The sequence below is a fragment of the Streptomyces sp. NPDC054840 genome (assembly GCF_053611065.1).
Map to the genome: position 1 here is coordinate 1 of NZ_JBSGZP010000185.1, position 11,464 is coordinate 11,464.

An 11,464-nucleotide genomic window follows, 5' to 3' on the forward strand; every position below is an offset into this window, starting at 1 on the left:
CTGCGGCGTTCGTCCGGCGTTCGGGGTTCGCCGTCCGGCGTCAGACCGTCTGCGCGCGGACGTACGCGACCGTCGCCAGCAGCAACGGCAGGGCGAACCACCACCGGCCCATGGTCCGCCGGAACAGCGGGGTGATGGTGATCAGCAGTCCTACGAGGCACAGCACCAGGCAGCAGCCGGCCAGGAAGCGGACCTCCCCGCGCAGCAGGTCGTCGTCGGGCTCCGGCCACATCGCCAGGGCGGCGTAGCAGGTGAACAGCGCCGGGACGTAGGAGAGGGCGAGCGGTATCCCGAGGACCCACTGCAGGCAACCGCGGTCCCCGGGCAGGTCGATGCTCTCGCGGCGCAGCCTCATCCGCGCCTCATCCGAGCGTCGCGCCGCGGAGGAACGCGGTCAGCCCGAGGAGCAGGGGCGGGGCGAACCACCACGGGCCCATGGCCCGGCGCACGCCCGGTATGACGGTGATCAGCAAGCCCAGCACGCTCAGGGACACGGAGACGAGGCACAGCGCGCCGACGTTCTCGTAGCCCTGGTCGTCCCACTCGCCCCGGGGCCCGGCGAACAGGGCCCCGGACACGGCGACGGCGTTCAGCAGGTGGATGATCCCGAGCGGCACACCCAGGACCCACCGCAGGCAACCCCGGTCCTCGGGCAGGTCGATGCTCTCGCGGGGGTACGTCATCGCATTGCGTCCTTCGCTTGGCCGAGGTTCCCGACGAAGCGGTCACCGTAGCCCTGGGCCTTGGGGAGATCCCAGTAGGGACCTCCGTTGTAGCGGGCGGCGATCTCCCGCATCTGGGCCTCCGTCATCTGATCGGCCGGGACGTCGGCGAGACCGCTCTCCGCCTTGATCTGGGCCAGGAAGCCGGCCGCTATGAACGCGTTCTGCTTCGGATCCTGGAGGGCCTCTTCCACCAGGGTCCGCTGGTGGTCGGTGAGGTTCGCCGGATCGTAGCCGAGCACTTCGGCGCCGCGCCGCAGCTGGATGGCGATCGGCCCGTAGGACGTCTCGTCCAGCTTGCCGCCGAGCCGCCACGGAAGGTTCTCGGGGATGACCGGGCTCAGGCCCCACGGGGCCGCGGCCTGTTCGCGGATCGTGCCCGTCACGTCGTCCAGCAGTCCGGGCTGGTAACCGCCGATCTCCTGCCAGGCCACGCCCGCGACCAGCTCCTCCGGCAGACCCGCGTTCTTGGCCGCCGCTCGCAGGACCTCCTTGTTCTGGGAGATCCAGTCCGCGTGCATGCCGTCCGTGACCAGCGGGACCCAGTAGTTGTCGGCGGCGTCCGGCAGCCCGGCGACCCGCATCCGGATGTCGCGGAGCTGGGGGGAGACCGGGGTGTCCGGCCCCACCGGGGCGGTCATGTCCTTCTTCGGGCCGCTGCCCGGCAGACGCGTCAGGGGGTCGGCGCGGGCCTCGGCCGCCTCGCGGCGGATGTCGGCCATGGCCGCGTAGAGGTCGACTCCGCCCCCACCGCCCTTCAGCCTGAACTCGGGCAGGAGCTCGTACGCCTGCTTCAGTGCGTGGACGCAGACGCTGCGCGCCTCCTGCTCGGCGGTCTTGGCCAGCTGGAAGTTGCCGCCCGCGTCGTCGTGGAGGCGGTCGGCCTCGTCGCGGATGTCGTCCACGTCCATCGTGAGCTCGGCGAGACCGTCGAGGAAACCGGTCGTCGCCCGCATGTCCTCCCACTGGCGCATCGGCTCCGCCTCCTGAGCCGTGCGCGTGATGGCGGTGCCCTTCGTGGCGATCAGGGCGGCGAGCTTGCGCTCGGAGCCCTTGCCGTTCCCGTAGTGGGACTTGGCGGTCGTCAGGGCCGCCGCATACGCGTGCAGGGCACTCGCGGCCTTGTCGTACCCCTCGGCGATGTGCTGCACGAGCCGGCGCGCCTCGGACAGGCGCGAGGTGTAGGTGTGGCTGCCGTCGCTCTGCCACTGCGTACCGGTCTCGGCGCGTCGGGCGGGCTCCTCGGCCTGCACGAGCAGATCGCGCAGGCGCTTGAACTCGGCGGCGTTGCGCTCCACCAGGGCCGGGTTGCACTCCTCCAGGAACTCGACGTCCTTGCGATGGCTGAGCCCGCTCACTTGGCCTCCGGCTTCACGTACTGCCCCGATTCCAGGAGGCCCGCGAGGAAGGACCGGGCGGTGCCGTCGTCGACCTGGGCGAAGCTGGTGCCGGTCGTCTTCAGGCGGGTGGCCAGGGCGGCGAACAGGCCGATCGTGTCCTTGAACTGGTCGTCGGCGAACCGGGCGAAGCGCAGGACCTGCGCCGAGACGTCGCCGTGGGCGCGCGGTGCGCGGGCCATCGTGCTCGCGTCGCCGTCGGGCCGGCCCTCGTGGAGGAGGGCGGCGATCTCGATCAGCAGGTTGGCGTTGCCGTTGATGGAGGCGGCCCCGGCCACCAGACTGCCGGCGGGGCTCCCCGGCGCGCCGCCGTCCGTCGGCGCGTGGTTGAGGCGCATGACGGGTGACTGCTGCGCGAGGGCGGCGGCCTTGTGCTGGGCCCATTCCGCGTCGAACGACATGTATCCCCTGAATAGTTGATAACTGGACATGGCCAGAATCAGCTGGTCATGTTCATGCTAATACGGGGATTTCCGCATACGGAACCTCGCGGTGCCGATATGGACCGGAGACGCGGTATGTGGTCGTCCGGTTCCGCAACTGACCGCGGAGGGGGCTTATGGTCGCCCCTCGGTGATCAAGCGACTTCGGCTGGAGGTCCGATGGCGGTACGGGAGATACGCGCGGCGGCGCAGATGATCGGGCGGCGCAACGCCCTGCGCCACCTGGCGATCGGGGTCGGAGCCTCGCTGGTGGCGGCGTGCGGCGGCAAGGACAAGGATGCGCCCGCCGCCGTGTCCGCCCTGGCCGCCTCGGCTCCGACCGCCTCGGGTTCGGCCGCCCCCACCCCGGCCTCCCCGGCCGCGGCCACCCGGTCCCGGCGACGGTGGAGGGCGCCGTCTCGCGCACGCTCCCCCTGGAAGTCGCCGGGGGTGAGGGGCGAGGGTGGTGGTCAACAGCTGAAGGTGAGTGACAAGAGCGACGTCCTGCGGATCGTGCACACCGAACGCGGTGGCGGCGAGTCGGTGCACGTCTGCACCCGCGGTCTGACCGGGTCGGCCGGGCCCGGAGGCCGGCGAGATCGTCGGCCTGCGGGGCCTCCGGCCGGGTCGCGGGGGGCTGCGACGCGGCGCGAGGTGGTGTGCGGGAGTCGGGGCGGGGACCGGGTCGCGCGGGGTCGCGATCCGGCGGGCGCAGACGCATAAAGACTTAAAGAACCAAGGGAAAAGAACCAACCGACCCCACCCCACCCCGGCGATCGGGCTCGCGTAGCTCGGACGGGTGAATCGTGCCAACTGGACTGGATTTACTACTGGTTGGCTGGCATATGCTCGCCCCGACAACCGCAGACATGAGACGGCCCCCGACGGGACTCAGAATCCCGGCGAGGGCCTGACCATCGTAGGAAGTAAGCAGCTTCCCCATGGCTCTCAAGCACCCTAGCGCGCCCTCGCGCGTCCCGTCCGCCGTTCCCTCCGCGACCCCTCGATCCGGTGTCATCCACGTCAACACGCCGCACGTGAGTCACTACACGGTGATCGGCAACCACCTCCTCCAGCATCGGCAGCTGTCGGCGACGGCGATCGGGATCGCGGCGCACATCCAGTCGCTGCCGGAGGGGACACCGGTCGGCATCAAGGCGTTGGCCGCACGCTTCACGGAGGGGGAGATCCGGCTCGGCTCGGCCCTGCGGGAGCTGGAGCGGCACGGCTACCTGGAGCGGCGGGCCGACCAGCTGGCGAACGGGCGGGTGGTGACCCGGACGTACTCGTACAACAAGCCGGGGACCACCTCGGCGGACCCGCCGCCGCCCCCGCCTCCGCCGCCGGCCCGGGAACCCGCACCCGAGCCGACGCCGCAGCCGATGCCCGAGCCCGCACACCTTCCGGCGGCCGAACCGGCGCCCGAGCCGATGCCCGACCCCGCACACGAGCCCGCACACGAGCCCGCATACCTTCCGGCGCCCGAACCGGCGCCCGAACCGGCAGCCGTCGCCCCGCTCCCGGCCCGGCGCGTGCACCCCGGTGCGTTCGAACTCCTCGCCGGGCTGAGGCGCTACGACCCGCGGCTCCTGCTCTCCGAGCGCGACGTACGGCAGCTCGCGCCGGACGTATCGGCGTGGCTGGAGCGCGGGATCACCTCCGAGGCGGTCGCCAGGGCCCTGTCCGCGGACCTTCCCGAGCGGATGCGGCGCCCCGCGTCCGTACTCGGGTACCGCCTGACCGCCCTGCTCCCACCGCACCTGCCCCCGGCCCCGGCGGCCCCGGTGGTCCGGGACGCCAGGCGGCCGGACCCGCTGCAGAACTGCGGCGGCTGCGACCGCGCCTTCCGCGCCCCGCAACCCGGCCGCTGCCGGGACTGCCCGCCGGAGGAGAGCGCGGCGGCGTGAGCGGGCACGGCCTCGCCGGGTCCGTCAGGAGCCGGCGGCGCGGATCGAGCCGGTGCTCGGGCCGTTGGGGTCGCCGACGAAGCAGGTGACTTCGCGATCGCCGAGGAGCCAGCTGGCGGCCTGCGGGTAGTAGTAGTAGACCTCCAGCTTCTCCGAGACCTTGGGGTTGTCGCCCACGTACGAGGTGAGCGCGTCGCCGCTGCACTTCTCCTCGGCGGACTTGGTGACCTTCTCGTTGCCCGGGTACGTTCCGGCGTCCAGCTTGAAGACCGCGTACGCCTCGCCCTTGTGCGGCTGGGCGCAGGGCACGATGGTCACCGAGCGGGCGGCCTGGGTGCCGTCCTCGTCGCCGTACTGGGCCAGATCGTCCTTCGTGTTGAAGCAGTCGCCCTTGCGGATCTCGGTCAAGCCGCTGGAGGCCGGTGCGGTGGTGGCCGGTCGGGTGGCGTCCGGTCCGGTGACCTGGCCGGTGGTGTCGCGCTTCTTCGGGGCGTCGTCGTCCAGCGATCCCGTGAGGCCGAGGATCAGGAAGGTCCCGTAGAACACGATGACCAGGCTGTGGATGACGATCGCCGCGATGGCGAGGCCCTTGCCCTTCTCACCGCGGGACTTGATCTGGGAGAGGGCGATGATGCCGAGGATGATGGGGACCAGCGGGATTCCGCAGACGAGCGCCATGACGAACCCGACGATGGCCAGGGTGTTGGTCTTCTGCTGCTGCGGGGGGTACCAGCCCTGCGGCGCACCGCCGTAGGGCGGGGGGACGGGCTGACCGGGCTGGCCGTACGGGCCGGGCTGTCCGTACGGGCCCGGGGACGACGGAGGCTGCGGTGGTATGGACATGCGTGTGGAGCTCCTTGCTCAGAGGGTGAGACGCAACGAACGGTCCGGCAGTCGCAACGCACCGACGCATTCCTGCCCGTGGTCTTTACGCCGCCCCTACGCTACCTTCCGCCGCCGACAGCTCGCGGGCTGCCCGCCCCCGGACTCCACCCAAGACACCCCTGGACGCTCGGACATGTACCTGAGCGGGACGACCATGTCGCGTCCGAGGGCCGCCGGATTGACTGGTCATATGACGACGGCGAAGAACATCACGGCGAAGAACAACACGGCGAACAACACGACGGCCAGGCCGATCCTGGTCCTGGGCAGCACCGGCAAGACCGGAAGCCGCGTGGCCGCGCAGTTGCGGCAGCGCGGACACGAGGTCCGGGGAGCCTCCCGCAAGGGGCCGGTCACCTTCGACTGGAACGACGAGAACACCTGGGAGCAGGTGCTGGAGGGGACCGGCGCGGCCTATCTGGTCGACTCGCAGCTCCCCGACGCCGCCGAGACGATGCGCTCCTTCTCCGAGCTGGCCGTGGCCCGCGGTGTGGAGCGGCTGGTGCTGCTGTCCGCCCGCGACTGGGTGGTGCCGGACGGCGAGGAGAAGCTCCCCTGCGAGCGCGCGGTCCGCGAGTCCGGCGCCGAGTGGACCATCCTCAAGCCGTCCTGGTTCTTCCAGAACTTCAGCGAGGACCCGTTCATCCGGGGTCAGGTCCAGGGCGGCGAGGTCGTGATGTCGACGGGTGAGGGCGTCGAGCCGTTCATCGACGCGGAGGACATCGCCGGGGTCGCCGTGGCCGCCCTCACCGAAGAGGGGCACGGCGGGCAGGCCTACGAACTGTCCGGCCCGCGGCTGCTGAGCCTGGGCTCCGTGGTCGACGAGATCTCCCGCGCCACCGGCCGGATGATCACCTACCGTCCGCTCCCGCCCGAGGAGTTCGCCGCCTACGCCGGGGGCCACGGCGTGCCGGAGGAGTTCGTCGGCCTGCTGAACATGCTCTACGGCTGGATCGCCGAGGGCCGCTTCGCCACCCTCGCCGACGGTGTGCAGCGGGTGCTCGGCCGGGAGCCCCGTGACTTCGGGGACTACGTGCGCGGTGCTGCCGCGTCCGGGGTGTGGGGCGGTGGCGGTGGCGTGGAGCGTCCGTGAAGAACGGCTCCAGGGGCTGGTCGGAGCGGGTTACCGGTACGTAAATTACCGGCGGTAACACTCGCGCCGAGCCAAGGAGAGTGCGCCGTGGGAGCCGAGCTGAGGCCGGTCGGGGCCGGAGAACCGGTCGAACCCGTCAAGACCCTGATCGACGGAGTGGTCCGCGAGGTACGGGTACCCGCGCTGGTGGCCCCCCCGGACCGGGGATCCCTCGGGGACCTCCCCTTCCACAACGCCGGGGAGGCCCCCGGGGAAGCGGTGCTCGCCCGCAAGGACCGCAACGGCGTCTGGCACGACGTCTCGGCCGCACAGTTCGCGGCCGAGGTACTCGCCGTGGCCAAGGGCCTGATCGCCGAAGGGCTCCGGGAGGGCGACCGGCTCGCCATCATGGCCCGCACGACCTACGAGTGGACCCTGCTCGACTTCGCCGGCTGGGCCGCCGGCCTGGTCACCGTACCGATCTACCCCACCTCCTCCGCCCTCCAGGCGCGCTGGATCATCCAGGACTCCGGGGCCGTGGCCTGCGCCGTCGAGGACACCGCTCAGGCCCGGCTCATCAGCGCCGAGCGCGGCAACCTGCCTTGGCTGACCCACCTGTGGGAATTCGACACCGGCGCGCTGGCCCGGCTGGTCAAGGCCGGGGAACGCATCCCCGACGCGGTGGTGCACAACCGGCGAGCCGCCCGCACACCCGACTCCGTGGCGACCCTCATCTACACCTCCGGCACCACCGGGCAGCCCAAGGGATGCGTGATCACCCACGCGAACTTCTTCGCCCAGGTGGACAATTCGGTGGAGCTGCTGCACCCCGTCTTCAGATCCGTCAGCAAGGACCCCGCATCCACCCTGCTGTTCCTGCCGCTCAGCCACGTCTTCGGGCGGATGGTGGCCGTCGGCTGCATGCGGGCCCGCGTCAAGCTCGGGCACGCGCCCAGCATCCGTACCGAGGACCTCCTCGCCGACCTCGCCGGCTTCCGTCCCACCTTCCTCCTGGCCATCCCCTACGTACTGGAGAAGGTCTACAACACCGCCCGGGCCACCGCCGAGACGATGGGCCGGGCCTCCTCCTTCGACCGGGCCGCGCGCATCGCGCAGCGCTTCGCCGAGATCGCCGAGGAGAAGACCCCCGGGCTCGTACTGCGCCTCGCCCGGTCCGTCTACGACCCGCTCGTCTACCGGCGCATCCGGGCCGCGCTCGGCGGCCGCGTCCGCTACGTCCTGAGCGGCGGATCACCGCTGGGCCGGCGGCTCGCCGCCTTCTACACCGGCGCCGGCATCGAGGTCTTCGAGGGCTACGGGCTGACGGAGACCACCGGCGCGAGCACCGTGACCCCACCGCTGCGGCCCCGCCTCGGCACCGTCGGCTGGCCGCTGCCGGGCACCGCCGTACGGATCGCCGACGACGGGGAGGTGCTGCTGGGCGGCGGCCACGTCTTCGCCGGCTACTGGAACGCCGCGCACGCGGCCCCGTACGGGAGCTGGCTGGCCACCGGCGACATCGGCGAGCTCGACGCCGACGGGTACCTGACCATCACCGGCCGCAAGAAGGACCTGATCATCACCTCCGGCGGCAAGAACGTGGCCCCGGCACCGCTGGAGGACTGGCTACGGGCCCATCCGCTGGTCGGCCAGTGCATGGTGGTCGGCGACAACCGGCCCTACGTCACCGCGCTGATCACCCTCGAACCCGACGGCCTGCAGCACTGGCGCCAGATGCACAAGAAGCAGAACATGCCGATGCGCGAGCTGGTGCGGGACGAGGAACTGCTGGCGGACCTCCAGCGGGCGGTGGACGAGGCGAACCGGCTGGTCTCACGGGCCGAGTCGATCCGCCGCTTCGCCGTCCTGCCCCGCGATTTCACCGAGGCGCGCGGCCACCTGACCCCGTCCCTGAAGCTCAGGCGGGGCGCGATCGCCCGGGACTACGCGGACCGGATCCAGGAGCTGTACCGGGGGCCGCGGACGGACTGACCGGGCTCGCGCCCGGGGCCGGAGGAGGCCCGCGCACCGGGCGGGCGGGCCCCGCGGAGCCCTGGAGACAGCCGTGCCGTCCGCTCAGCAGTTGGCGTGTGCCGGACGCCCGGCGAAGCGGTCCGCCAGCCAGTTCCCGGCCGCCGGGGAGTGCGTGATCACGCCGCTGACGTGCTCACCGACCCAGACGGTGTCGAACTCGACGTTCGCTCCCCGCGCGCACCAGTCGGAGCGCAGCCGGCCCGGGCGCTCGCGGCTCTCCCGACTCCCCGAAGCTCCCGCCACCCCCGTCGCGTCGCCGTCCGTCCCCGTGGGTATTCGCCACCCGAGGAACCGACGGACCGAGGGACCGAGGGGGCGGGGCGTGGTGGGGCGCGGTGTGCGGGTGCTGGGCCGGGGGACCGCCGGGGTCGGGGTGGTGGTGGTCCTCGCCTTCGCCGGATGGCTGACGTGGCTGCTGCCCGGGCAGCAGCTGGCCGCCGTGCTCGGGTTCGGGCCCGTCGACGGGGTCGTCTCCATCCAGGAGTGCTACGAGGCGAGCGACGCCGAGGGCTACGCGACCGGTACCGACTGCACCGGCCGGTACACCCCGCGGTCGGACGGGCCGCCCCGCGACATCGTTCTGGACACGGCCGCCGACGACTACCGCCCAGGTACCCGGGTGGAGGTCAGGACGGCGCGGGGGCGGGCGTACGAACTCTCGGGCGGCGCCGTGTTCCGCTTCGGCACCGTCATCGGTCTGCTGCTCCTACCGTTCCTGGTCCTGGCGGCCTGGCTGTTCGCCTGCGCGCGGCAGGGCCGGGTGGCGGACGGCGAGGGCTACGTCTTCGTGGCTCTGGCGGGCCTGGTCATCGTCATCGTGCCGGCCGCCGTCGCCGGAATCCTGGTCGAGATCGGCATGCTCGTCTTCTGACCGGTCCGGTGCCCACCGTCGGCGGGCACCGCCGCCCTTGTCCGCCGGCGGAGCGCCCTCGCCCAGGGGCCGGGACACGACGTACGGACGGTGATGAGTGAGCCGGGTCACATCATTGACGGCTCCCGGGGCGCCGTACTCGGCGGCGGATACCGTGGTTCCCTCCGGCCGTCGACGCGACCGGCGGGAGGTGGTAGAAAAAGTCTGCTAACGGGGTGATTCGGGCGAGGGTTTCGGGCATCTGTCCATTCGGTCAGGAGACCCGGGTGAAGCCGAGACGAATGGTGCGTCACATCTCCCGAAGCGACGGCGAGTCGGCCGTGAATACCTGATAGACAGTGGATATTCACGGCTGGACCAGCCGTATACATTTGACGGCTCCTTGGGGGGATCGCCGCACTGTGAAGCCGCTTCACCGTCACCTCGTCAACACCTCGCGCAAGGTCCTGTGCACGGCCGCACTCGCGGCCAGCCTGACCACCGCCGCGGTCGTGACCAGTCCGTCGACCGCCGACGCGGGCGAGTCCGAGCCCACTCCGGACAGCCCGCAGGCCGCCGACCGCGGTGACGCCCGGCTGGATCTGCCCGACATCGTCGCCGACCCGCCGCCCACCGGGGTGGGCGCTCCGGAGGGGGCCAGCGGGATACCCGCGACCGCCCTCGACGCCTATCACCGTGCCGAGGTGTCGGTGGCCGCCGCGCTCCCCGGCTGCAAGCTGCCCTGGCAGCTGCTGGCGGGCATCGGCCGGGTGGAGTCCGTCCACGCCTCGGGCTACGGGCTCAAGGCGGACGGCTACACCGAGAAGCCCATCCGCGGCCCCCGCCTCGACGGCAACGGCTTCGCCGAGATCCGGGACACGGACAAGGGCGAGTGGGACGCGGACGCGGTGTACGACCGGGCCGTCGGCCCGATGCAGTTCATCCCGTCCACCTGGGCCAAGTGGGGCGCCGACGGCAACGGCGACGCCAAGCGCGACCCGAACAACATCTACGACGCGGCGCTGGGCGCGGGCCTCTACCTGTGCGCGGGCGACCGCGACCTGTCGAACGAGGCCAAGCTCGACCAGGCGATCCTCAGCTACAACGACTCCCGCGAGTACGTGAACACCGTGCTCGGCTTCATGCGCCAGTACCAGGCCGGGGGAGTCGGCGAGGTCTCGAACCCGCCCGTCGGGGACTACCCGACGCAGCCGCCGGGCACACTGCCCACCCCGCGCGTGCCGGTCACGCCGTCGAATCCGGTGACTCCGACGCCCACGCCCACGCCGAAGCCGACCCCGACACCCACTCCCACGCCGACACCCACTCCCACGCCGACCCCCACGCCGACGCCGACCCCGGAGCAGCCGAAGCCGGCCACCCCGCGCCTGGCGGAGCTGACGGTCCTCAGCGGTCCCGGCCTCACGGCCGAGGCCGGTGCGGCCTTCGCGGAGGTGCCCCGGGTCAAGGTGCTCCTCAGCGACGGCAAGCCCGCCGTCCATCAGGAGGTGGTCTTCGCGGTCGAGAAGGACACCACCGGCGGCACCCGCTTCGGGACCGCGGACTCCCTGGTGGTCAAGGCGGACGCCGACGGCATCGCCGCAGCGCCCGGACTCAAGGCGGGCCCCAAGGCCGGCACCTTCACCCTGCGGGCCTCGGCCTACGACCCGCAGGGCGGGTTCACCGTGAACTTCGACGGCAAGGTCACCGTGACGGTCGCGGACAAGCTGGCCCGTGCGGACGGCGCGAAGCTGCCGGAGACGGTCGCCGGCAAGAGCTTCACCGGTGTGGAGGTCTTCGCCACCGCCGCCGGGAAGCCCGTCGCGGGTACCGAGACCGTCGCCGAGCTGGTCGTGAAGGGCGCGGACGGCACGTGGGTCCCGGCGGACCCGGAAACCGCGAAGACCCCGTTCTTCAAGGACGAGGCCGGGAAGCCGGTCTTCGGACGGATGCCGGCGAAGAGCGGCGCCGACGGCAAGATCGTCCTGCCGGAGCTGTTCACCACGGACGTGGCCCCAGGCTCCTACTTCGTGCGCCTGACCACCAAGGAGAAGGTGACCCTGGTCCTGGAGCTCAAGGTCACCGCTCCGGCCACGGCCCCGACGACGCCTTCGGCCCCGACCCCGGCCCCGGTTCCCGCGAAGGACCCGGCCCGCCCCTGAGGCCGTACGCCAG

At 71.9% G+C, this 11,464-nt stretch carries 11 protein-coding genes; 5 read left to right on the top strand and 6 right to left on the bottom strand.

Going from position 1 to position 11,464, the window contains the following annotated elements:
* Positions 1–40: 40 nt before the first annotated feature.
* Genes ACWGIU_RS15785 through ACWGIU_RS15800 form a run of 4 tightly spaced genes read right to left on the bottom strand, consistent with a single transcriptional unit; the run spans position 41 to position 2,520 of the window.
* Positions 41–355 (bottom strand): hypothetical protein, encoded by a 315-nt coding sequence (locus ACWGIU_RS15785; protein WP_453706140.1) that lies wholly within the window; start codon positions 353–355, stop codon positions 41–43.
* A 7-nt stretch (positions 356–362) separates the two neighbouring features.
* Positions 363–683, bottom strand: a complete 321-nt coding sequence (locus ACWGIU_RS15790) for a hypothetical protein (protein ID WP_453706142.1) — start codon at positions 681–683, stop codon at positions 363–365.
* Positions 680–2,080: a hypothetical protein gene (locus tag ACWGIU_RS15795; RefSeq protein WP_453706144.1), complete on the bottom strand. Its 1,401-nt coding sequence runs from the start codon at positions 2,078–2,080 to the stop codon at positions 680–682. Before ACWGIU_RS15795 ends, ACWGIU_RS15790 begins: the two co-directional genes overlap by 4 nt.
* Positions 2,077–2,520, bottom strand: coding sequence for a hypothetical protein (locus ACWGIU_RS15800; protein ID WP_453706145.1), 444 nt, complete (start codon positions 2,518–2,520; stop codon positions 2,077–2,079). The genes ACWGIU_RS15795 and ACWGIU_RS15800 overlap by 4 nt, the downstream gene beginning before the upstream one ends.
* A gap of 1,058 nt (positions 2,521–3,578) precedes the next feature.
* Between ACWGIU_RS15800 and ACWGIU_RS15805 the strand changes: the two genes are divergently transcribed.
* Entirely contained in the window at positions 3,579–4,448 is an 870-nt protein-coding gene (locus ACWGIU_RS15805; protein WP_453706147.1) for a helix-turn-helix domain-containing protein, read from the top strand.
* Between the two features lie 24 nt (positions 4,449–4,472).
* Here the strand turns inward: ACWGIU_RS15805 and ACWGIU_RS15810 are convergent, their stop codons facing one another.
* Positions 4,473–5,291, bottom strand: coding sequence for a DUF4190 domain-containing protein (locus ACWGIU_RS15810; RefSeq protein ID WP_453706149.1), 819 nt, complete (start codon positions 5,289–5,291; stop codon positions 4,473–4,475).
* 232 nt (positions 5,292–5,523) lie between these two features.
* Between ACWGIU_RS15810 and ACWGIU_RS15815 the strand changes: the two genes are divergently transcribed.
* Complete coding sequence (locus tag ACWGIU_RS15815; protein ID WP_453706151.1) at positions 5,524–6,426, top strand: NAD(P)H-binding protein; 903 nt, start codon at positions 5,524–5,526, stop codon at positions 6,424–6,426.
* 99 nt (positions 6,427–6,525) lie between these two features.
* On the top strand, positions 6,526–8,397 hold the full coding sequence (locus tag ACWGIU_RS15820; protein ID WP_453706159.1) for an AMP-dependent synthetase/ligase: 1,872 nt from the start codon (positions 6,526–6,528) through the stop codon (positions 8,395–8,397).
* 84 nt (positions 8,398–8,481) lie between these two features.
* Here the strand turns inward: ACWGIU_RS15820 and ACWGIU_RS15825 are convergent, their stop codons facing one another.
* A complete protein-coding gene (locus ACWGIU_RS15825) occupies positions 8,482–8,682 on the bottom strand; it encodes a lipase family protein (protein ID WP_453706153.1) in 201 nt (66 codons plus the stop codon).
* A gap of 79 nt (positions 8,683–8,761) precedes the next feature.
* On the opposite strand from ACWGIU_RS15825, the gene ACWGIU_RS15830 reads away from it, so the two are divergent.
* Both ACWGIU_RS15830 and ACWGIU_RS15835 read left to right on the top strand, forming a co-directional pair.
* Complete coding sequence (locus ACWGIU_RS15830; RefSeq protein WP_453706155.1) at positions 8,762–9,310, top strand: hypothetical protein; 549 nt, start codon at positions 8,762–8,764, stop codon at positions 9,308–9,310.
* Between the two features lie 401 nt (positions 9,311–9,711).
* Positions 9,712–11,451, top strand: a complete 1,740-nt coding sequence (locus ACWGIU_RS15835; protein ID WP_453706157.1) for a lytic transglycosylase domain-containing protein — start codon at positions 9,712–9,714, stop codon at positions 11,449–11,451.
* The last annotated feature ends 13 nt before the right edge of the window (positions 11,452–11,464 follow it).